General features: G+C 74.7%; 21 protein-coding genes. 14 read left to right on the forward strand and 7 right to left on the reverse strand.

Annotated features, from left to right (window positions below; genetic code table 11):
* Nucleotides 1-13: 13 nt before the first annotated feature.
* Genes ACJ9NR_RS02095 through ACJ9NR_RS02115 form a run of 5 tightly spaced genes read right to left on the reverse strand, consistent with a single transcriptional unit; the run spans nucleotide 14 to nucleotide 5,203 of the window.
* Nucleotides 14-1,009, reverse strand: coding sequence for a glycosyltransferase family 9 protein (locus ACJ9NR_RS02095; RefSeq protein WP_412490103.1), 996 nt, complete (start codon nucleotides 1,007-1,009; stop codon nucleotides 14-16).
* A complete protein-coding gene (locus tag ACJ9NR_RS02100; protein WP_412490102.1) occupies nucleotides 1,006-1,557 on the reverse strand; it encodes a D-glycero-alpha-D-manno-heptose-1,7-bisphosphate 7-phosphatase in 552 nt (183 codons plus the stop codon). Before ACJ9NR_RS02100 ends, ACJ9NR_RS02095 begins: the two co-directional genes overlap by 4 nt.
* Entirely contained in the window at nucleotides 1,554-2,552 is a 999-nt protein-coding gene (locus tag ACJ9NR_RS02105; RefSeq protein ID WP_412490101.1) for a glycosyltransferase family 2 protein, read from the reverse strand. The genes ACJ9NR_RS02100 and ACJ9NR_RS02105 overlap by 4 nt, the downstream gene beginning before the upstream one ends.
* Nucleotides 2,549-4,183 carry a carbamoyltransferase family protein gene (locus tag ACJ9NR_RS02110; protein WP_412490100.1) on the reverse strand — a complete coding sequence of 545 codons (1,635 nt, stop codon included), beginning with the start codon at nucleotides 4,181-4,183 and terminating at the stop codon, nucleotides 2,549-2,551. Before ACJ9NR_RS02110 ends, ACJ9NR_RS02105 begins: the two co-directional genes overlap by 4 nt.
* A gap of 24 nt (nucleotides 4,184-4,207) precedes the next feature.
* A complete protein-coding gene (locus tag ACJ9NR_RS02115) occupies nucleotides 4,208-5,203 on the reverse strand; it encodes an NAD-dependent epimerase/dehydratase family protein (RefSeq protein ID WP_412490099.1) in 996 nt (331 codons plus the stop codon).
* 436 nt (nucleotides 5,204-5,639) lie between these two features.
* Here ACJ9NR_RS02115 and ACJ9NR_RS02120 point away from each other — a divergent pair, with 436 nt between their 5' ends.
* The 8 genes from ACJ9NR_RS02120 (at nucleotide 5,640) to ACJ9NR_RS02155 (ending at nucleotide 12,901) form a co-directional block, all read left to right on the forward strand.
* Nucleotides 5,640-5,816: a hypothetical protein gene (locus tag ACJ9NR_RS02120; RefSeq protein ID WP_412490098.1), complete on the forward strand. Its 177-nt coding sequence runs from the start codon at nucleotides 5,640-5,642 to the stop codon at nucleotides 5,814-5,816.
* A 256-nt stretch (nucleotides 5,817-6,072) separates the two neighbouring features.
* Nucleotides 6,073-6,912 (forward strand): GAF and ANTAR domain-containing protein, encoded by an 840-nt coding sequence (locus ACJ9NR_RS02125; protein ID WP_412490097.1) that lies wholly within the window; start codon nucleotides 6,073-6,075, stop codon nucleotides 6,910-6,912.
* Entirely contained in the window at nucleotides 6,912-7,643 is a 732-nt protein-coding gene (locus ACJ9NR_RS02130) for a GAF and ANTAR domain-containing protein (protein WP_412490096.1), read from the forward strand. Before ACJ9NR_RS02125 ends, ACJ9NR_RS02130 begins: the two co-directional genes overlap by 1 nt.
* Before the next feature lie 16 nt (nucleotides 7,644-7,659).
* The gene (locus ACJ9NR_RS02135) at nucleotides 7,660-8,142 is read left to right on the forward strand and encodes a DUF1264 domain-containing protein (protein WP_412490095.1); all 483 of its coding nucleotides are present in this window, start codon (nucleotides 7,660-7,662) and stop codon (nucleotides 8,140-8,142) included.
* A 167-nt stretch (nucleotides 8,143-8,309) separates the two neighbouring features.
* Nucleotides 8,310-9,527: a sigma-70 family RNA polymerase sigma factor gene (locus tag ACJ9NR_RS02140; protein WP_412490094.1), complete on the forward strand. Its 1,218-nt coding sequence runs from the start codon at nucleotides 8,310-8,312 to the stop codon at nucleotides 9,525-9,527.
* Nucleotides 9,412-9,783 (forward strand): sensory rhodopsin transducer, encoded by a 372-nt coding sequence (locus ACJ9NR_RS02145; protein WP_412490093.1) that lies wholly within the window; start codon nucleotides 9,412-9,414, stop codon nucleotides 9,781-9,783. The genes ACJ9NR_RS02140 and ACJ9NR_RS02145 overlap by 116 nt, the downstream gene beginning before the upstream one ends.
* A 97-nt stretch (nucleotides 9,784-9,880) precedes the next feature.
* A complete protein-coding gene (gene hpnR / locus ACJ9NR_RS02150; RefSeq protein WP_412490092.1) occupies nucleotides 9,881-11,359 on the forward strand; it encodes a hopanoid C-3 methylase HpnR in 1,479 nt (492 codons plus the stop codon).
* 54 nt (nucleotides 11,360-11,413) lie between these two features.
* Nucleotides 11,414-12,901 carry an MFS transporter gene (locus ACJ9NR_RS02155; RefSeq protein ID WP_412490091.1) on the forward strand — a complete coding sequence of 496 codons (1,488 nt, stop codon included), beginning with the start codon at nucleotides 11,414-11,416 and terminating at the stop codon, nucleotides 12,899-12,901.
* Between the two features lie 123 nt (nucleotides 12,902-13,024).
* Here ACJ9NR_RS02155 and ACJ9NR_RS02160 read toward each other — a convergent pair whose 3' ends face one another.
* Nucleotides 13,025-14,200, reverse strand: a complete 1,176-nt coding sequence (locus ACJ9NR_RS02160) for an MGDG synthase family glycosyltransferase (protein ID WP_412490090.1) — start codon at nucleotides 14,198-14,200, stop codon at nucleotides 13,025-13,027.
* A 156-nt stretch (nucleotides 14,201-14,356) separates the two neighbouring features.
* Between ACJ9NR_RS02160 and ACJ9NR_RS02165 the strand changes: the two genes are divergently transcribed.
* From ACJ9NR_RS02165 to ACJ9NR_RS02190, 6 genes are all read left to right on the forward strand, one after another.
* A complete protein-coding gene (locus tag ACJ9NR_RS02165; RefSeq protein ID WP_412490089.1) occupies nucleotides 14,357-15,205 on the forward strand; it encodes an SDR family NAD(P)-dependent oxidoreductase in 849 nt (282 codons plus the stop codon).
* A 6-nt stretch (nucleotides 15,206-15,211) separates the two neighbouring features.
* Nucleotides 15,212-16,123 carry a DMT family transporter gene (locus ACJ9NR_RS02170; RefSeq protein ID WP_412490088.1) on the forward strand — a complete coding sequence of 304 codons (912 nt, stop codon included), beginning with the start codon at nucleotides 15,212-15,214 and terminating at the stop codon, nucleotides 16,121-16,123.
* 40 nt (nucleotides 16,124-16,163) lie between these two features.
* Nucleotides 16,164-16,928, forward strand: coding sequence for a polysaccharide deacetylase family protein (locus ACJ9NR_RS02175; RefSeq protein WP_412490087.1), 765 nt, complete (start codon nucleotides 16,164-16,166; stop codon nucleotides 16,926-16,928).
* 391 nt (nucleotides 16,929-17,319) lie between these two features.
* Complete coding sequence (locus ACJ9NR_RS02180; RefSeq protein WP_412490086.1) at nucleotides 17,320-19,101, forward strand: glycoside hydrolase family 15 protein; 1,782 nt, start codon at nucleotides 17,320-17,322, stop codon at nucleotides 19,099-19,101.
* Nucleotides 19,102-19,361: 260 nt separating this feature from the next.
* The gene (locus ACJ9NR_RS02185; protein WP_412490085.1) at nucleotides 19,362-20,075 is read left to right on the forward strand and encodes a sigma-70 family RNA polymerase sigma factor; all 714 of its coding nucleotides are present in this window, start codon (nucleotides 19,362-19,364) and stop codon (nucleotides 20,073-20,075) included.
* 76 nt (nucleotides 20,076-20,151) lie between these two features.
* Nucleotides 20,152-20,544, forward strand: a complete 393-nt coding sequence (locus ACJ9NR_RS02190; RefSeq protein WP_412490084.1) for a hypothetical protein — start codon at nucleotides 20,152-20,154, stop codon at nucleotides 20,542-20,544.
* Between the two features lie 33 nt (nucleotides 20,545-20,577).
* Here ACJ9NR_RS02190 and ACJ9NR_RS02195 read toward each other — a convergent pair whose 3' ends face one another.
* Nucleotides 20,578-21,099 carry a MarR family winged helix-turn-helix transcriptional regulator gene (locus ACJ9NR_RS02195; protein ID WP_412490083.1) on the reverse strand — a complete coding sequence of 174 codons (522 nt, stop codon included), beginning with the start codon at nucleotides 21,097-21,099 and terminating at the stop codon, nucleotides 20,578-20,580.
* Nucleotides 21,100-21,147 lie beyond the last annotated feature (48 nt).

The following is a 21,147-nucleotide window of genomic DNA, read 5'->3' on the forward strand; positions in this document are numbered from 1 at the left end:
CGTCGGGCGCCGTTCACAGGAGCTTGTGCACCGCGGTGACCACCTCCTCGGCCGTCACCTCGTTCAGGCACGGGTGCCCGGGCACCGGGCAGTGCCGGGCCCTGCTGTCCGCACAGGGCGCGTCCTGGTCGCCGAGCAGCACGCACGGCACGCCGTAGGGGGCCCACCGCTCCGCCGGGACCACCGGCGCGAAGAGCGAGACGACCGGAGTGCCGACGGCGGCCGCGAGATGGGCGGGACCGGTGTTGCCGCACACCACCACGTCGGCCATGTGCAGGACGCCCGCCAGTGTGCGCGGGTCGGTGCGGCCGCCGAGGTCGACGGCCGCGTCGCCGCTCGCCTGACGGGTGAGTGCCCTCTCGTCGGGGCCGCCGGTGACCACGACCCGGTGCCCGGCGGCGGCCAGTTGCGCGACGGCCTCCGCGCAGCGGGCGGGGGGCCAGGCCCGGGCCGGCGCGCTGGCTCCCGGGTGGACGACGACGTAGGGACCGTTGCCGGTCATGGCCGTGGTGTCGGGCGGCGGCAGCACCCGCAGCCGCCCCTCGTCCGCGGGGGGCAGCGCGAATCCCATGGCTGCCGCGGTGTCGAGCGCGGCCTCGGCCTCGTGGCGGCCGGGGAGCCGGCGGTGCCGTACGTCCAGCAGCCGGCCCGGGTGGTCGGCGCTCTCGGCGCCGATCCGCCGGACACCGGCCATCCGCAGCAGCAGCGCGGTGGGCAGCGGGCTCTGGTGGAAGGAGGTCAGGACGAGCGCGGTGTCGAACGACCCGGCCCGCAGGGACCGGATCAGTCCGTCGACGTCCGCCTCGTCCACGGCGGGCGCGTCGAAGCCCTCCCACGGCGCCCGCCACACCAGCACGTCGTCGACGCCGGGCAGCAGCCGCGCGGCGGGCGCCCCGCGCGGCCCGCAGACCAAGGTGACGTGCGAGGCGTGCGCGGCGACCGCGCGGACGGCGGGCCCGGCCAGCAGGACGTCGCCGAAACTGTCGAGGCGTACCACCAGGGCCTTCATGACCGCTCACCCCCCGAGCCGGTGAGCAGCAGCCGGACGGCCGACAGCAGGTCCGTCGCGGTGTCGGCGGCCCCGGCGATCTCCTCGGGCCGGGTGACCGCCGTGGGGACCAGCACGCCGCGGGCGCCGGCGGCCCGTGCGGCCTGGACGTCGGCGCCGATGTCGCCGACGACCGCGCATTCCCGCGGCAGCCGTCCGAGATCGCGGGCGGCCCGCAGCACCAGTCCCGGGCGCGGTTTGCGGCAGTCGCAGCCGGCCTCGGGCAGGTGCGGGCAGTAGGCCCAGGTGCCGAGCCCGCCGAGCAGTTCGTCCACCCGGGCGTTGACGCGCCGCACGTCGCCATGGGTGATCAGGCCGCGGCCGACGCCCGACTGGTTGCTGACCACGCCGGTCGCGACGCCCGCGGCGCGCAGCAGCCGCACGGCGTCACGGGCTCCGGGCAGCAGCCGGACCCGGTCGGGGTCGCCGTTGTAGGGGACGTCCTCGACGAGGGTGCCGTCGCGGTCGAAGAGGACGGCGGTGACGGGTGCGGGGGCCGGGGCGGTCACGGCGTGCTCCGCAGGGGTGCGGCCCGGCGGTACCGGATCTGTCCGGTCAGCCAGTGGCCGACGGCGAGGGGCGGGATGAGGACGCTGGTGGCGGTCATGGTCGCGGTCTCCCGCGCGGTGCAGGGGCCGGGCACGATGCGGGCGAGGGCGAACTCGGTGGTGCCGGCCGCCCACAGGGCGCAGGCCGCGCGGGCGGCGCGGCGCCGGCCGGCCAGGGCGAACAGGGGCGCGGCGAGGGCGGCGGCGGTCACGAGGGCGTGCCGGGGCAGCCGTCCGCGGGGGGCCTGGGCGCGGTGCCACCAGTCGCGGCCGTGCAGACGGTTCATCAGCACGTCGTCGGCGTTGCCGCGCTGGGCGCGCACCGACACCCAGCGGTCGGCCGCGCGCACCGGGTGGCTGGTGGTGCGGCGCCCGCGGTGCAGCGCCCAGCCCGCCGCCAGGACCCGCAGCGCCAGGTCGGCGTCCTCGCGGAAGGCCCGGCGGAAGCGCTCGTCGAAGCCGCCGACGTCGGCCAGCGCCGCCGTCCGGTAGGCCATGTCGGCGGTGGCCCAGGCCGCCTGGGTCAGGCCGGCGGTGCCGCGCTCGAAGTCGGTGGGCCTGCGGTCGGCCGGGAGCGGCACGATCAGGCGGCCCTGGATCCCGCCGGTGTCGGCCGACGCCCGGGCGAGGTCCTCCGCGAGGAGGCGGGACCAGCCGGGCAGCACCCGGACGTCGTCGTCGAGGAAGACGGTCCAGGGCGTGCCGACCGTTCGCCAGCCGGCGTTGCGCGCGGCGGCGGGGCCGCGGCCGTGCGTGCGCAGTGTGCGCACGCGCTCGCGCAGGACGCCGGCGGCGGTCAGCGGCAGCGGTTCGGTCGGCTCCGGACGGTCGTCGACGACGACGACCTCCTCGGGCGGGTGCCCGTCGGACGCGGCGAGGGCGCGCAGGCACTCGGCGAGACAGGCCCGGCCGATCGTCGGGACGACGACGCTGTAGGCGGGGGCGGTGGGGGTCATGCGAAGACCTTTCCGCGCCGTACGGCGAACGGGCCGAGGGCGAGCAGGTCGACGGGGGCGGAGCCGAAGCACTCCAGGGCGTCGCGCGGATCGTCGACCATGGGGCGCCCCGCGGTGTTGAGGCTGGTGTTGACCACCACGGGCAGGCCGGTGCGGCGCTCGAAGGCGTCGATCATCCGGGCCACCAGGGGCTCCTCGGCGCGCTCGACGGTCTGGATGCGCGCGGTGCCGTCGACGTGGACGACCGCCGGGATGCGGGCGCGCCAGGCCTCGGCGACGTCGTGGACGAAGAGCATGTAGGGGCTGGGCAGCGGCCCGTCGAAGAGCTCCGCGGCGCGTTCGGCGAGGACCATGGGGGCGACCGGCCGGAACTCCTCGCGCCCCTTCACGGCGTTCAGCCGCTCGAGGTTGGCGGCGCGGCCGGGGTGGGCCAGCAGGGAGCGGTGGCCGAGCGCCCGGGGGCCGTACTCGCTGCGTCCCTGGAACCAGGCGACGACGCCGTCGCGGGCCAGTTCGGCGGCGACGGTCTCGGCGATGTCCTCGGGCTCCTCGTAGGGGATGCGCGCCCGTTCCAGCCAGGCGCGCAGCTCGGCGTCGCTCCAGCCGCGTCCCAGGGCGGCGGTCGGCATCGCCTCCACCGTCTCCTTCTGGTGGGCCACGTGCAGGGCGGCGCCCAGGGCGGTGCCGGCGTCTCCCGCAGCGGGCTGCACCCAGACGGTGCGGAACGGGCTCTCGCGCTGCAGCCGGGAGTTGGCGACGCAGTTCAGGGCCACCCCGCCGGCCAGGGTCAGCACGTCCTCGCCGGTGTTCTCGTGCAGCCGGCCCGCCAGGGCGAGCAGGACCTCCTCCAGGCAGGCCTGCGCGCTGGCGGCGAGGTCGGCGTGGTCCTGCGTCCAGCCGGCGTCCGCGGGGCGGGGCGGGACCAGCGACGCCCAGGGGACGGGACGGGCCCGGAAGCGCCCCGGGCCGTCCGGGCCGACGTACTCGCGCAGCGCGTCGAGGTACCGGGGCGTGCCGTACGAGGCGAGCGCCATCACCTTGAACTCGTCGCTGCTGCGCAGGAATCCGAGGTGCTGGGTGAGGTCCTCGTAGAACAGGCCCAGCGAGTCGGGCAGGGACTGCGCGGCGAACACCTCGAGTTCCCGGTTGAGGTAGCGGCCGGCCAGGTGGGAGCCGCATTCGCCGCGGCCGTCCAGCACCAGGACCGCGCAGTCGGGGTACGGGGAGGCCTGGCCTGCGGAGGCGGCGTGGGCGACGTGGTGGGCGACGAAGCGGACCTTGTCCGGGTCGAGTCCGGGCAGTGCCTCGGCCAGGAAGCCGGGGGCTTCGCGGGCGTACTGCTGGCGCAGGTGGTCCCAGGGGTCGTGCAGGCCCAGCTGGTCCGCGGGCAGGGCCAGTTCGGGGTCGTAGGAGTAGGCGACGGCGTCGAGGTCGGACGGGGCCAGCCCGGCCTGCTCCAGGCACCACCGGGCGGACAGCTCCGGCAGTTCCCAGGCGGAGAAGGGGACCGGCCGCTTGCCGTGCTTGCGCCGGCTGAAGCGCTCCTCCTCGGCCGCCGCCACGATACGGCCGTCGGCGACGAGGGCGGCGGCCGGATCGTGGAAGAGGGCGTTGATTCCCAGGACGCGCATGCGGTTCCTCCGTGTGGGGGCGTGTCAGGTGCGCGGCGCCCGCTCGAGGGCGGGCCGGGCCGCGGCGAAGTAGGCGATGGTCTGCTTGACGCCTTCCTCCCAGGGCACATGGGGCGTCCAGCCCAGCAGTTCCCGGGCCAGCGTCGTGTCGGGCCGGCGTCGCTGCGGGTCGTCGGCGGGGCGCTCGACGAACTCGATGCGGGAGGCGGATCCGGTCAGGCCGACGATGCGGCGGGCGATCTCTTCGACGGTGACCTCGTCGGTGCCGCCGATGTTGACGGGCCGCACCGAGCGGCTGGCGGCCACCCGCAGGATCCCGTCGACGGTGTCGTCGACGTAGCACAGCGACCGGGTCTGGCTGCCGTCACCGGCCACCGTGAGCGGCTCGCCGGCCAGGGCCTGGCAGACGAAGGTGGGCACGGCGCGGCCGTCCATGGCGCGCATGCGCGGCCCGTAGGTGTTGAACAGCCGGACGATGCCGGCGTCGGCGTCGCGGGTGCTCACGTGCGCCGTGACCAGTGCCTCGGCGAACCGCTTGGACTCGTCGTACACGCTGCGCGGACCGACCGGGTTGACGTTGCCCCAGTAGTCCTCGCGCTGCGGGTGCACGAGGGGGTCGCCGTACACCTCGGACGTCGAGGCCAGCAGGAACCTGGCGCCGTCGCGTTCGGCGACGGCCAGCATGTTGCGGGTGCCGAGGCTTCCGGCGTCGAGTGTCTCCAGCGGATGCCGCAGGTAGTCGACGGGCGAGGCCGGACAGGCGAAGTGCAGGACCAGGTCGTAGGGGCCGGCCAGTACGTCGCGGGCGCCGGGGGCGCTGACGTCCTGCTCGACGTACCGGAATCCGGGACGGCCTTCGAGGTGCGCGACGTTCTCGCGCGATCCGGACAGCAGGTTGTCGACGCAGTCGACTTCGACCTCTGCATCCAGCAGGCGTTCGCAGAGATGGCTGCCGAGGAATCCGGCGCCGCCGGTCACCGCGGCACGCCGCCAGGGAATGCGTGGGGTGTCATCAGTCATGGGGGGAGTCCTTCGTTCGCGTCAGGGCGCACGGGGGTCCGGTACCCGGGCGGAACACCGTCCGGCGCAGTTCGCGGGGCGTGCGCCGAAGGACGGGGAATGTGCGTCAGGAGAGGTGGTTCGCAGGGACGGGGGGTGGAGTGGCAGAGCCTCCTCCGAGTGACCGCCGTGTTCTCGACGGCACTTGCACGGGGTTCCCGGGCCAGTAGCTTTCACACGTTGATTCTTGCTGTGCCGAAAAAGCAGACTTATGCGGCATCGGCGGCATGCCGTCTCCTCGCGACGATCAGGACCGCCGCAGGTCGGCGGCGTCGTTTCGGGCGACGGCGCCCGGGAACCCGGTCGGCACGACAACGAGACCCTGGCGCCGTTCGGCGCGGCGCTCCTCGGCCCGGCGCGGCCGAGTGCTCGGCAGGCAGAGAGAAGTTGAAGCGCCATGACCCCGCGCACCACGAAGAAGCAGGCCCTGCGCGTCACCGAGACCGGCTGGGCGAAGTCCCGCCATCTCCACAAGAAGGGCATCCGCACGTGTGTCGCCCCCGTCGAGGACCGCAGTGCCTCGCCCGCGGCGCACACGAGCGCCGAGTGGAACATCGTCAGGGGCGAGGACTGACCGGCCCGTGCCACGCGATGGCGCGTCCCCCGCGGGACCATGCACCGGGCGTCGGCCGGATCACGTCCCCACGACACGTATCCGGTCATCGGCGCACGTGAGGAGCTTTCCGTGCCAGGCGCCCGAGAGAATCGCGCGACACCGTCGCAACGGCCCGCGTCGCGACACCCGTACCCCACCGGAGCCGCCCGTGCCACCGGTTGGGGATACTGGTGGATCATGTCAGCTGATGCCGGTGGAGGCGGGGCGATCGACGGTGCGACCTGAGGTCCCCGGGCAGCCGTCCGGAGGCGGCGACCCGTCCGGGCCGGAGGAGCGGCTGCGGGTCTCCCGGGCCTTGGCGGACGCGGCCAAGGGCCTTGATCCCGGCGACGTACCCACGGCGCTGTGCCGCGCCTGTGTGTCCCTGCTGCCGGTCACCGGCGCCTCCGTGTCGATCTCCGGCGGCGCGACCGTGCGGGCCACCTGGTGCGCCAGCGACGCGACCGCCGCCCGCCTGGCGGAGGCCCAGTACACGCTCGGCGACGGCCCCTGCCAGTCCGCGCTGGACCAGGCGGCGGCCGTGCTGGCCGCGGATCTCACGACGGCACCGGACTCCGGCCGCTGGCCCGTCTTCGCCCACGAGGCGATCGGGCTGGGCGTGCGGGCGGTGTTCTCGCTGCCGCTCGGGGTGGGCGGGGCACCGATCGGTACCCTCGACCTGTACCGGCACACGCCCGGTGAACTGTCGGAGCGTGATCTGCGGATCGCGCTGTGGACCCGGGACGCGGTCACCTTCGCCCTGATGAGCCTGCACGCGGGGTCCGACGCCGCCGAACGGGCGGGAGAGGAAGGGGTGGCGTCGTGGATGGAGGCTTCCGAGGCCGACCACGGTGAGGTCTACCAAGCGGTCGGCATGGTGATGGTGCAGCTGCGGCTGTCCCCCGAACAGGCCCTGGACCGGCTGCGGGCACGGGCCTTCTCCCAGGGCCGGACGGTCAGCGAGGTGGCCCGGGACGTGCTCACCCGCAGGCTCCGGTTCGCGTCCGAAGGGGACGGCGACGAGGACCCGAGCCGGCGGGACGCCGGCGACGACGGACGAGAGGGCAATCGGTGATGAACCGGGAACAGCAGCTCGCCGAGGCGCTCGTCGGGCTGGCCGACTCCCTCGCCGACGACATCGACCCCGTCGTCCTCCTCGATCGCCTCGTGCTCGGTTGCGCGGACCTCTCAGGGGCCGACGCGGTCGGTGTGATGGTCGCCAACCCGCGCGGACGACTGCGTCTCATGGCCGTCACCGACAGCCGCGCCGCCCTCCTGGAGTTCTTCCAGCTCCAGACCGACGAAGGCCCCTGCGTGGACTGCTACCGCAAGGGCGAGCGTGTCGACGCGCCGGACCTCCGTGACGGCGCCCGGCGCTGGCCCCAGGTCGCCCCCTTCGCCGTCGAGCACGGCTTCCAGGCCGCGCACGCCCTGCCCCTGCGGGTGCACCACCAGACGGTCGGCGCGGTCAACCTGCTGCTCAGCAGGCCCGGCGGACTGTCCTCGCACGATCTCGGCCTGGCCCAGGCACTGGCCGACGTGACCGCGGTCGCCCTGGTCAACTGGAGCCCGCACCCTCTGCGCCCCAGCGACGTCAGCAGCAGCGTCCAGCGGGCGGTCGCCGCCAAGGCGACGGTCGACATCGCCATCGGCATGCTCGTCGAACAGGGCGACCTCTCCCCTGCCGAGGCCCGCTCCGCCCTGCTCGCCTGGTCGGCGCGGAGCGGCCGCCGGCTGACGGACGTGGCCCACGGGCTCGTACAGCGGGCGCTGTCGATGGCGGAGGTCCTCACCGGGGCGCCCTGAACCGGCGCATGGCGCGGTGAAGCGCGGCGGGCGGGGTACGCGGCGCGGCGACCCCGCAGCCCCCTCCCGAGACGGAGGCGCACCCGACGCGGAGAAGCCCTCCTGGCACCCGCACAACTACGAGGTGCTGTCGGGCCGGCTCGCGGCTCCCGGTCTGCCGGAGGCCGCCGAGACGGCGCTCATGAAGCACCTGCTCAACTCCTACGGCAAGACCTGGCACACCTGGCACACCCACACCCGGGGTGACGTCTCCGGCACGGAGCTGCCCCTCGGCGGCCCGAAGCCCATGTGGTCCTTCGACCGCGACGGCGAGTGCGACGAGGAACTGCGCCGCGACCGGGACCGGGCGATGGACCTGGACACCTCCGCCCGGCACTCCGCCCGAGCCTCCTTCCTCCCGCTCGCCCGCCCCCAGCACGGCGTCGACGCCATGCGGGACGACTTCCCCGGAGCGGTCGGCGTCCCCGGGGTCCGCGACGTCGACGCAACGGCGGACTGAGCGGGCCGGGGCTGACAAAACCGCCCTGACGGGAAGAAACCCGGCCGAAGGTGGCGCGGGCGGAGGGTTCGTTTCATCGCGGGCGCACCGGGTGACTCGACAGGACGACCGACGGGCACCGCCTCCGCGGAGCCCGTCCCCCGAACCGCCCGACCCCGTTGAGGCCCATGTTCACCTCCGCCCCCCACACCCGGAAGCCGGCCGACACCGACGCCGACGAACAGCTCTCCTCCGACCGGCTGGACACCCTGATGCGGGACCTCGCTGCCCTGCCGCCGGGACCGCGGCGCATGGTCCTGCGGGAGCGGGCCATCCAGGCACTGCTTCCGCTGGCGCGCCGGGTGGCACGCCGGTTCACCGGACGCGGCGAGGACTACGACGACCTGGTCCAGGTCGCCGCGCTGGGCGTCGTCAAGGCCGTCGACGGCTACGACCACACCCTCGGACACGCCTTCCTGGCGTACGCGCTGCCGACCATCAGGGGGGAGATACGGCGGCACCTGCGCGACCGCACCACCGCCGTACGGCTGCCCCGGCCCCTGCAGGAGGTGCAGGGGCAGATCTTCCAGGCCGCCGAGGAACTCGAGCAGCGCCTCGGCGGGCGGTCGCCGACGCCCGAGCAGATCGCCCGGCACACCGGCCTGCAGCCGCACCGCGTCCTGGCCGCCCTGCGGGCGGGGCGGGACTGCCGTCCGCGCTCCCTGGACGCGCCGGTGAGCGCCGACGACGGCTCCTGCCTGCTGTCCCTGCTCGGCGGCGAGGACGCGGCACTGGATCTCGTCGTCGACACGATGGCGCTCTCCGCGCAGCTGCGGCTGCTCTCGGACCGGGACCGGTACGTGCTGTACCTGCGCTTCTACCGGGAACAGACGCAGCATGAGATCGCCGAGGCCATCGGCGTCTCACAGATGCAGGTCTGCCGCATCCTGCGGCGCTGCCTCGCGCGGCTCCGCGAGGGGCTGGTGGTGACGGACCCGCCCGCCCGCGAGCCGCCGTGCGGCGAACGGGGCGCTCCCTCCCGCGGGGCGCGTGCACCGGACGGGGTGTCCGCGCGGACCGCGTCCCGTCCCCGCGTCGTCGTTCCCGCGGCCGTCGCCGGCGTCCCCGGGCGCCGACGCGGACGGGCCGCGTCCCGTTCCCCCGTCGTCCGCCCCGGCGCGCCGGGCCCCGCGCTGCGGGCGCCCGCGCCCCCGGCCGACCGGGCTCGTCCGCCACCCTGCCGGCCGTCGCCGCGACGACCGTGCCGTTCCCCCTCTCAAGGAGTCAGCAGTGGAGCACCTCGGCAAGCACGTCTGGGCGATCCCGGAGGGATTCGTCCCCGGTTCGAGCACCGGTCCCGAGTCGATGACCAGCCACGAGACCGCGTGCATCCTCAACACCGGTGACTCCGACGCCCACGTCGAGATCACCCTCTTCTTCCCAGACCGCGAGCCCGCCGGTCCGTTCGGCATCACGGTGCCCGCCCGGCGCACCCGCCACCAGCGGTTCAGCGAGCTCACGGCGGACGACGTGCCACCGGCCGCCGCGGACTACGCGTCGGTCCTGGTGAGCGACGTGCCGGTGGTCGTGCAGCACACCCGTCTCGACAGCCGGCAGGCGGCGAACGCCCTGCTGTCGACGATCGCGTACGGCGTGCGCTGACGGCCGGCGGAGACCGAGCCGTCACGGCGGCCGGCAGTCGGATGGACGGCGCCGGACCTCCCCCTGGCCGCACCAGCCCCACTGTGAGGTGCCCCCCATGCGTCTGTTGCTCATCCACCCCAGCGCCCTGATGTACTCGGAGATCTTCCTCCGGCTGGAGCCGCTCGGCCTCGAACGGGTCGCCGGCGCCGCCCGCGAGGCGGGGCACCGGGTCCGCGTCGTGGATCTGCAGGTCCTCACGCACGCCGATCTGGACCGGGAACTGCGCGCCTTCCGTCCCGAGGCGCTGGGCGTCTCGCTCAACTACCTCGCCAACATTCCCGAGGCGATCGAGCTCGCCCACCGGGCGAAGGCGGCGGCGCCCGGCTGCTTCGTCTTCTTCGGCGGCCACAGCGTGTCCTTCGTCGCCGAGGAGGTGCTCGAGCAGGCGGAGGGAGCGGTCGACGCCGTCGTGCGGGGCGAGGGCGAGCCCGCCGTCGCCCCGCTCATGGAAGCGGTGCGCGACGGCGGCGTGGAGGGCGTGCCCGGGGTCGTCACGGCCGCGGGGCGCGGGCCCGCGCCGCGGCTGCTGCCCGGCATCGACAGCCCGCGGCCTGCGCGCGAGCTCATGCGTCGCCGTGACAAGTACTTCATCGGCGAGCTGGACCCGTGCGCCTCCATCGAGTTCACCCGCGGCTGCCCCTGGGACTGCTCCTTCTGCTCCGCCTGGACCTTCTACGGCCGCAGCTACCGCAAGGCCTCCCCCGAGGCCGCCGCCGCCGAACTGGCGGGCATCCGCGAACCCAACGTGTTCATCGTCGACGACGTCGCCTTCATCCGGCCCGAGCACGGCGACGCGATCGCCGCGGAACTGGAGCGCCGCCGTATCCGCAAGCAGTACTACCTGGAGACACGCGGCGACGTCCTGCTCCGCCACACCGAGGTCTTCGAGCGCTGGCGGCGGCTGGGCCTGGCCTACATGTTCCTCGGCATGGAGGCGCTCGACGCCGAGGGACTCGACCGGTACCGCAAGCGGACCAGCCCGGACGAGAACTTCCGCGCCCTGGAGGCGGCGCGGGCGCTCGGCATCAGCGTCGCGATCAACCTCATCGTCGATCCGGACTGGGACGCCGAACGCTTCCGCGTCATCCGGGAGTTCGCCCTGTCCGTGCCGGAGATCGTGCACCTGACGGTGATGACGCCGTACCCGGGCACCGAGATCTGGCACACCGAGTCCCGCCGCCTGACCACCCGCGACTACCGCCTCTTCGACATCCAGCACGCCGTGGTGCCCACCCGGCTGCCGCTGGCGGAGTTCTACCGGGAACTCGTGCGCACCCAGGCGGTGATCAACCGCAAGCACCTGGGGCTGCGCACCGCGCTCGGCGCGGGCCGGATCCTGGGCCGCAACCTGCTGCACGGCCAGACCAACTTCGCCCGCATGCTGTGGAAGTTCAACGGCGTCTACAACCCCGAACGCCAACTCGCCGACCACCGGCGCCCGGTGCGCCACGAACTGCCCCTGCCCCGGCACGTCGACGTCGGCGACCGCCGGCAGCTCTACGTCCACTCCAGGCCGGCCCGCTCACGCGGCTGAGCGGGCGGCGACGGCGGGAGGTTCGGCATGCCGGACAGGAACGGGAGGTTCGGCATGCCGGACAGGAAGCAGCACGCTGCCCGGCGGGCGGTGCACCGGGTCTCGGACCCCCTGCTGCGCCGCGCCGACCGTGCCGTGGGCGGGCGGGGGCGACTGCGGGTGGTCCTCCTCCTCGCCCTGGTGATCGCCCTGGACGGGGCGGACAAGGCGACGGTCTCGGTGAACGCGGGCGCGCTGGAGCAGGTGTTCGGCATCGGGCACACGGGCATCGGCCTGCTGGTGTCGGCGACCTCCCTCGCCGGCGCCCTCGCCACGCTGCCCGTCGGCATCCTCACCGACCGGGTCAACCGGACCCGGCTGCTGAGCGTGAGCATCGTGCTGTGGTCGCTGGCGATGATCGCCGCGTCGCTCGCGATGTCGTACCCGTTCCTGCTGGTGGCCCGGGTCGCCCTCGGCGCCGTCACGGCGACCGCCGGCCCCACGCTGGCCTCGCTGGTGGGCGACTTCTTCCCGGCGAGTGAGCGGGCACGGTTCTACGGCTACATCCTGGCCGGCGAACTGGTCGGCACGGGCGCCGGCTACGTGGTCTCCTCCAACCTCGCCGAACTGCTGTCCTGGCGCGTCTCCTTCGCCTGGCTGGCCGTGCCGGGGCTCTTCCTGGCCCGGTGGTTCGCGCGGCTGCCCGAGCCGCGCCGCGGCGGCCAGGGGGACGGCGAGGAGGAACCGGCGGAGGAGGCGAACCCGTCGGCGCGGCACGTGGTGCGCACCGCGCGGAGCGAGCCGCGCCCCGAGCGGGTCCTGCGCGAGGACCCGCGGGAGATGTCGGCCCCGCGTGCCTTCCGCTATGTGCTGCGCATCCCCACCATCCTGCTGATGATCGCCGCCTCGGCCCTGGCGTACTTCTTCTTCGCCGGCGTGCGCTCCTTCGGCGTGCTGTACGTCACCGGTCACTACGGCGTGAGCAAGTCGACGGCGAGCGGTCTGACGCTGGTCGTCGGCGTCGGCATCCTGGCCGGGCTCATGGCGGGCGCCCGCCTCCCGGACGTCGCGCTGCGCCGGGGCCATGCGAGCGGGCGTGTTCTCGTCCCGGCCGTCGCACTGCTCGCCGTGGGCCCGATCCTCGCCGTCGGCCTCGTCCTGACCTCACCCCTGGCCGCGGTCCCGGTACTCACCCTGGGGGCCGGCGTGCTCGCGTCCGCCAATCCCCCGCTCGACGCGGCCCGTCTCGACATCGTCCCGCCGGGCCTGTGGGGCAGGTCGGAAGCGGCGCGCACGCTGGTGCGCTCCGCCGCCGAGTCGTGCGCGCCCCTGCTGTTCGGGTATCTGGCGTCCCACGTGTTCGGCTCCTACGGGCGCATCGGCGGCCTGGAGGCCGCCTTCCTGGTCTGCCTCGTCCCGCTGCTCGCGGCGGGCCTGCTGAGCCTGGTGGCCCTGCGCACGTATCCGCGGGACGTGGCGACGGCGCTGGAGTCGGCACGGCGGCCGGCTGCCGAGGGCGAGAAGCACGAGGGGCAGGAGTCCGGGGCGAAGGAGCCCGAGTAGGAGTCCGAGGCGAAGGAGGAGGTCCGGTGCCCGCGCGGCGGCCCAGCGGGGACGGCGTGCTCGGCAGGTCCTCGGCCGCGGAGAACTCGAGAACTCGGAAGGTCCTCGACCGTGGAGAAACGGTCAGCCGACCCCGGCCCCGGCCAGTTCCGTCAGCGGCACCATGGGGTCCTCGCGGAACAGGGCCCGTCGCTGTTCGAGCCGGGACACCCGGCCGCCGGGGTGCGCGGTGAGCCCGGTGAGCGCCGTGAGCAGGGCGGACTCGTCCTCGGCGACCTCCACGACCCCCAGATCGCCCATCCGCCGGACGCCGTCCTCCCCGTGGCCCGGCAGCGGGCGGTACCCCACCACCGGCAGGCCCGCCGCCAGGGCCTGCACCGCGGTCTGGCCGGCGGCGTTGTCGACGAGGGCGTGGGCCGCCCCCATCAGGCCCGGCATGTCGGCGGTCCAGCCCAGGGGCAGCACGCCGGGGACACCCGCCAGACGGCCGCGAAGACGCTCGTTGTGCCCGCACAGCACCACCGGCAGAAAGCCGTTGCCCGCCAGCAGACGGGCCGTCTCGGCCAGGTGCGACGCCGCTCCCCAGGCGCCCGCGGAGAGCAGGACGGCGGGGCGTCCACGGGCCGGCCCGGCGAACAGGCGCTGCCAGTGCGCTGTCCCGGGCGCCGGCGCGTGGAAGGCGGGAGGGGCCACGGGGCCCGTGGTCCGCGCGGGAACGGCGATCTCGCGCCGCACCTCCCGCGCGCACTCCTCGGTCAGGCAGAGGTAGCGGTCGTTGCCGGGGTGGAGCCACTGCCGGTGGACGGCGAAGTCGATCAGGTAGACCGCGCTCGGCACCCGCAGCAGGCCCCGCGACCTGAGGTGACCGGTCAGCTGTGCGGCCAGGTGGAAGACCGGCACCACCACATCGGTGCCCGTACGGCGCACGAGTTCGGTGAGCCGGTCGCCGGCGAGCCGGGCCAGGGGCACACCGCTGGGGCGCCGTCCGGTCCCGGGACGCAGAAAGGCCCGGTACAGACCCGCGTACGCCCAGGGGAAGTGGCACACCGACGACTTGTAGAAGCCGCGCAGCCCGCTGCCCAGGCCGTAGGGCAGCAGCCGCAGGACATCGACGACATGGGCCTGGTGCCCCAGCGCGTGGGCGCGGCGCGCCAGCTCGGCGGCCACCGTGTCATGTCCGGCACCCATGCTCGCGCTGACGATCAGCAGCCGCAGGGCGCTCTCGGGGTCCCCGCACGGGGCGGGGCCCGCGGGGACGGGCGTCGTCGTCTGGCCGGGGGCGGAAGAGAATTCTGGCACGGTCACCGACTCTCCCGGCGGCGCCTTCCGAAACAGTCGGTGGGCGTTTTGGGAGGTCGTGAACGGGATACTCAGGTGCGCGCCCCTTTCGTCGGAACCGGGAACGCGTTCCCTCCCGGCCGTCTCCGGCGTCCCCCTTCCCAGCCGAGGTCAGTGATGTTCCACGCGCCCTCACGTGCCCGATCCGCCGTCGCACCGCCCGCGACCACAGCGCCGCCGGTGCCGGCGGGCGCACTCAGGCCCGCGCACGACCGTCCCGGCCGCCGCACGGCCCTGGTGACCGGGGCGTCCTCCGGCATCGGCGCGGCGGTGACCCGCCGCCTGGCCGACGAGGGCGGCTGGCACCTCGTGCTCAGCGGGCGTGACCCGGACCGGCTCGACCGGGCCGCCGGGAGGACGGACGCGTCCGTCTTCCCCGCCGACCTCACCCGTTCGGGTGCCGACCGGCGACTGGCCGAATTCGCCTACGAGCAGGCCGGGCGCGTCGACCTCCTGGTGGCGGGCGCCGGCATCGGGTGGGCGGGCGAGTTCACCACCATGCCGCGTCCCGCCATCGAGGAGGTCATCCAGGTCGACGTGCTCGCCACGATCCGTCTGGTACGGCAGCTGCTGCCGCGGATGGTCGAGGCGGGCTCCGGGCGTGTGGTACTCATCGGCTCGCTGGCGGGCAGCGTCGGCGTCCGCCACGAGGCCGTCTACTCCGCCGCCAAGGCGGCGCTCGGAGCGTTCGCCGACGCCCTGCGCTACGAGTTGCTCGGCACCGGCGTGGGCGTCACCCTGGTCGTGCCCGGTGTCGTGGACACTCCGTTCTTCGAACGCCGCGGCGCCCCCTACCGGCGCTCCCGGCCCAAGCCGGTGTCGGCCGAACGCGTGGCGGACGCCGTGTGCTCCGCGGTCTTCGAGGGCCGGGACGAGATCTACGTCCCCGGCTGGCTGCGGCTGCCCGTCCGGATCCGCGGGGCCGCTCCGACCCTGTACCGGCGCCTCGCCGCCCGTTTCGGATGAGCCGCGGTGAACCCACTCACCGTCGTGCTCGCCCTGCTGACAGCCCTGTCCAACGCCTCCGCCTCCGTCCTGCAGCGCCGGGCCGCCACCGACGAACCCGAGAGCGGCACGGGGCCGCGCCACGCCGTGCGCTGGCTGGCCCACCAGGTGCGGCGCCCGCACTGGCTGGCGGGCACCGGCCTGCTGGGGCTGTCCTCCATCCTGCAGGCGTGCGCGCTGGCGGTGGGCAGTCTGTCGCTCGTGCAACCGCTGCTCGCCAGTGAACTGCTGTTCACCCTCGTGGTGGGCAGCGTCGTCTTCCACCGCGGCCCGGACCGGCGGACGTGGGCGGCGTTCGGGGCGCTGGCCGTGGGCCTCGCGCTCTTTCTGACCGCCGCCGCCCCCACCCCGGGCCGCGACACCGCCCGGCCGGGCCACTGGCTGTCCGTGGGCGGAATCCTGCTGGGCACCCTGGTCGTCCTGCTCATCGCGTCCCGTCCGGTCAGAGGGGCACCGCGGGCCGCCCTGCTCGGTCTGGCGTCGGCCCTCGCCTTCGCGGCGACGGCCGCCCTGATCAAGGAGGTCACGGGACGGCTCTCGAACGGGGTGGGCACCCTGCTGACGCAGTGGCCGCCCTACGTCACCGTCGTCACCGGAGTCATCGGCTTCCTGCTGCTGCAGAGCGCGTTCCGGGCCGGGAGCCTGGCGGCGTCCCAGCCCACGCTCACCCTCGGTGACGCCCTGGCGAGCGTCGCTCTGGGCTGGGCGCTGTTCGACGAACACATCGCCCTGGGACTGCGCGTCCTGCCCGAACTCCTCGGTGTCGCCCTCGTCGGAGCGGGCAGCCTCGGTCTGGCCGGTTCGCCCGCCGTCAACGGCGAGTGGGACGCCGCGCCCGCCACCGGCACCGGGCCCCGACCGGCGTCCCGGCAGCCCTGACCCGTACCCCGATCGCCGTCGGCGAGGAGGCACCCGCCCGATGAACGTCCCGCCCGGCCGTATCCGCCCCCGGACCGTGGTGACCCTGCTGGCACCGCTCGCCGCCGTCGCCGCCGTGCACATCGGTCCGGCCGCGACCTGGCTGCGCACGCTGCGCAATCCCTGCTTCCCCGCCCTGGCCGGGGCGGGGCGTCCCGACCATGTCGCCCTCACCTTCGACGACGGCCCCGACCCCGGCTCCACGCCCGCCTTCCTCGACGCGCTGGACCGGCTGGACGTGCGGGCCACGTTCTTCGTGCTGGGCGAGAGCGCAGCACGACATCCGGAGCTGATCCGGGAGGCGGCCGGGCGCGGGCACGAACTGGGCGTCCACGGCTGGCGGCACGACCGTCCGTGGCTGCCCGGCCCGCTGCGCGACGCCGCGGAAGTGGCCCGCGCGGCCGGCGTGCTGTGGGAACTCACCGGTGAGCGGCCCCGGTGGTACCGGCCGCCGTACGGCATCCTCACCGCCGGACGCTGGGCGGCGGCCCGCCGGGCGGGTCTGCGGCCGGTGCTGTGGACGGCGTGGGCCACGGACTGGACGGCCGACGCCACGCCCGCGTCCGTGCGCGAGGCGGTCGCGGCGGATCTGCGCGGCGGGGGAACCGTGCTCCTGCACGACACGGACCACGCCTCGGCCCCCGGCTGCTGGCGGGCCACGCTCGGCGCGCTGCCGGACATCGTGGCGGGGTGCCGGGAGGCCGGGCTCCGGGTGGGCCCGCTGCGCGAGCACGGGACACCGCTGCCGGGCGCCCGGCGGCGGTGACCGGTCGCACCGGCCGGACGACGGCTGCGTCCACGCCCCACCCGTGCCCGTTTCCCCGGGGCCGCGCCCGGCGCAGCACCACGGCCACCGCGACCCGGCGGCGGCCGGGCGCGCGGCGGACGAACCCGGCGCACCGGCCGGCCCGGCGGCCGGCGAACCGCACGGCGGCCGGGGCGACCGTCCAGGTCACCGGCGGCCGGCAGACGTACGGCACGGCGGTGAAGGGCCTCGGATGCTCCCTCCGGGCGGGGCGGGGGCCGGGGCGGAGCCGCGGCCCGCCACCCCGAAACCGGCCGGCGGCACACCCGCGGGACGTCGCCCGCGCCCCACCGGCCGCCCGCCACCCGCTTCCCGCAGTTTCCACCGGTTGATCGTGGGAAGTCCGACGCACATGGAACACAGAACCGAAAGGACGCCGAAGGCATCGAACGGGCTCTGCCCGCCCTGGGCGCTGCGCGACTACGCCGTACTCGCCGACGGCGAACGGGGCGCGCTGGTGGACCCCGAAGGCAGGATCGTCTGGCTGTGCGCGCCCCGCTGGCACAGCGACGCGGTGTTCTCCGCGCTGATCGGCGGCGGGGGGTACTTCGCGGTGGAACCCGCGGACCGCTGGCACGTGTGGGGCGGCGCCTACGAGGACGGCACCCTCATCCGGGTCAGCCGGTGGGTGACCGCGGACTGCGTGGTCGAGTGCCGGGACGCGCTCGCCATGCCCGCCTCGCCGGACCGGCTGGTGCTGCTGCGCCGGATGCGGGTGCGCAAGGGCGAGGCGCGGCTGCGGATGCGGCTGGACGCGCGGCCCGGCTTCGGCGCGCACCGCATGCGCCGCCCCCGTCTGGAGGACGGGGTGTGGACCGCCGAGGCCGAGGGGCTGTACCTGCGCCTCGCCGGCGCGCCCGGGGCGTCGTGGGAGCCCGAAGAGGGGCTGCGCGGCGAGTTCCGGCTGCGGGAGGGCGAGCAGCGGGATCTGGTGCTGGAGTTCGCGACGGCGCGGGGCAACCCCCGGCTCGACGCCGGGGAGTTGTGGCGGGCGACCGAGCGGACGTGGGACGACGCCGTGCCGGACTGCTCCGGGCTCGTCGCACCCCGCGACGCCCGCCACGCGTACGCCGTGCTGCGCGGGCTGACCAGTTCCGCGGGCGGAATGGTCGCCGCCGCCACCACCTCCCTGCCCGAGCGGGCGAACGCCGGGCGCAACTACGACTACCGCTTCGCCTGGCTGCGCGACCAGTGCTATGCGGGGCTGGCGGTCGCCGCGCACGGGCCGCACCAACTCCTCGACAGCGCCGTCCGGTTCACCGCCGAGCGGATCCTCGCCGACGGCGAGAGGACCCGGCCCGCCTACACCGTCTCCGGAGACCCCGTACCCGCGGAACACACGCTCGACCTGCCCGGCTACCCCGGCGGCAGCGACCGGATCGGCAACCACGCGGGGCGCCAGTTCCAGCTCGACACCTTCGGCGAGGCGCTGCAGCTCTTCGCCGCCGCGGCCCACCACGACTGCCTCACCAAGGACGCGGAGCGCGCGGCCGTGGTCGCCGTGGACGCGGTGGAGCGCAACTGGCGCCGCGACGACGCGGGGCTGTGGGAGCTGGAGGACCGCTGGTGGACGCATTCACGGCTGTGCGTGGTGGGCGGCCTGCGCCGGATGGGCGCGGTGTTCCCCGGCGCGCACGGCCGCCGCTGCGCCGAGCTCGCCGAGACGATCCACGCCGAGACCCGCCGCCGGTGCCTGCACCCCGACGGGCACTGGCGCCGGGCCGCCGACGACGACGGTCCCGAGGCGGCGCTGCTGGTGACCATGGCCCGCGGCTGGCCCGCGGCCGACGATCCCAGCAGCCCCGTCACCCGGACCTTCATCGAGGAGAGGCTGGCCCGGGACGGCTACCTCTACCGCTTCGACCACCCCGAGGCGCCCCTGGGTGAGGCCGAGGGCGCCTTCCTGCTGTGCGGGTTCGCCATGGCGCTGGCCACGCACCGGCTCGGGGACCATGTCGGTGCCTTCCGCTGGTTCGAGCGGACCCGGGCGGCGTGCGGTCCGTCCGGGCTGTTCGCGGAGGAGTACGACGTACGTCAGCGCCAGCTGCGCGGCAACGCGCCCCAGGCCTTCGTCCACGCCCTGCTGCTGGAGTGCGCGGCCCGTCTGGGGGGAAGCTCGGCGGCGCCGTACTGAGCGTGCCGAGAGGACTTCGGCCAGGCACCGAACGGCCCGGCCGGAAACTCCGGGACAGACATTTGCATAGAGCAAAAAAGGAGGGGCACTCGCTCCTCACCCGGCGGCTTGAGCCCATGGCCCCCTGGAGGAAATAGCAGCTCACGCAGTACATTCCGAGAGCGAGCATGTCTATGACAGCCCCCTCATCCACACCCGCTGCACGCCCCGGCGAGCAGCATCCCCAACCCCCCTCACCCGAAGAACAACTGGTCCGCCGCATGGCCGCCTGCCCGCCGGGGCCGGAACGTGACGCCCTGCGGGAGCAGGCCATACGGGCCTACCTGCCCGTGGCCCGCAGGATCTCCCGCCGCTACGGCTGCCCGGCCGAGAACCGCGAGGATCTCTACCAGGTGGCCTGCCTCGGCCTGGTCAAGGCGGTCGACCGCTACGACCCCCGTCTCGGCCACGCCTTCCTGTCGTACGCCGTGCCCACCATCGACGGCGAGGTCAAACGCCACCTGCGCGACCACACCTGGGACGTGCACGTGCCGCGCCGGATACAGGAACGGCACCGCAGGGTCCGGCTGGCGCAGGAGGAGATGCGCAGGTCGGGAGATGCCCGAGGCGGCAGCGTCAGTGATCTGAAGGATCTCACGGGGCTGGACGAGGAGGGCGTCAGGCTCGCGCTCCAGGCCGACCGCGCGCGCAACCCGGTGTCCATGGACGAACAGCGCGGCCCCGAGGGGAACATCTCCCTCGCCGCCACGCTCGGCGCGGAGGACCCGGGACTGCAGAAGGTCACCGACGTGGTGGCGCTCGCCTCGGTCCTGCCGAAGCTGCCGGAGCGCGAGCGCGCCGTGCTGAAGCTGTACTACTTCAACAGCCTGACGCAGCGCCAGGTGGCGGACGCCGTGGGGATCTCCCAGATGCACGTCTCGCGGCTGCTGCACCGGTCCTGCGCGTTCCTGCGGCGCAGCCTCATGGCCGGCTGACGCGGAGGGGCGCCGACCGGTCGGCGCCCCGCACGGCGTCTGCACCGCTTTCCTGCGATCATCGACGGGAGTCGGTATGTGGAAGCGCAAGAAGAAGACCGCGAAGCCCGGGCCCGCCCTCTCCCTGGAACTCTGCGACCTGTGCGGTCAGGTCTTCCCCGAACAGGAGGCGGTGAGCTGCCACGTCCCCGACTCCTCCGCCGCCGACCCGGGCAACGACTGGTTCGACGGACTGCGGCGGCTGACCGCCTGCAGCGAGGCCCACCTCGAGGTGGTCCGGGAGCGCTACCTGAGGCGCCCCTACGTCGAGGAGGAACTCTGGGCGGCGAAGATCAACCGTGTGCTGACCACCGGCCCCTGCGTCCTCACCCTGGAACAGCTGGCCTGCCGCACGGGGCTGCACGAACCGGAGATCCGGCGCGCGGTCGCCTGGCACAACGACCACAGGCGCCGGCCGCCGGAGCCCTGAGCGCGGCAGCGCGGTCGTCTGGGCCCGGACCGCTCAGACCGCACCCTCGGCGGTCCAGCCGCCCGGGTGCGCTCCGGGGTCCTCGTCGGGCACCGGAAGCTCTCCTCCCGCGGCGTTGAACGCCTCGAGCGCCTCGACGAGCGTCCGCCGCTGCAACGACTCCAGCCCCGCCACGATCCCGGCGATCTCGGCGCGGCGCCGGCTGGTGACGTCCTGGACGGTGCGCCGTCCCTCGCCGGTGAGCCCCAGCAGGGTCTCCCGGCGGTTGCCGGGGTTGGTCTGGCGGTGGGCGAGTCCGGCCGCGATGAGCCGGTCGACCATGCGCGTCGCGGTGGAGGGGGCCACCTCCAGCAGATCGGCCAGCGCCACCAGCTTCGTGGCGCCCCGCACGTGCAGGACCACCAGCATCCGGAACTGAGGCAGCGTCACCCGCTCCTCCACCTCGGCGAGCGAGCGGGCGGAGACCGCCATCAGCAGACGGGAGGCGGTCACGACCGCCCGGGTGACCTCGTCGACGTCGTCCATCGCGCCGACGCGGTTGTCACTCTGCCCCATGTTTCCTTTCTACCGTGCCGGGTCCGCCGCGCGCCGTACCGAGCGGCG

Origin of the sequence: Streptomyces sediminimaris, assembly GCF_047049295.1 — a bacterium.
Taxonomy (GTDB): domain Bacteria; phylum Actinomycetota; class Actinomycetes; order Streptomycetales; family Streptomycetaceae; genus Streptomyces; species Streptomyces sediminimaris.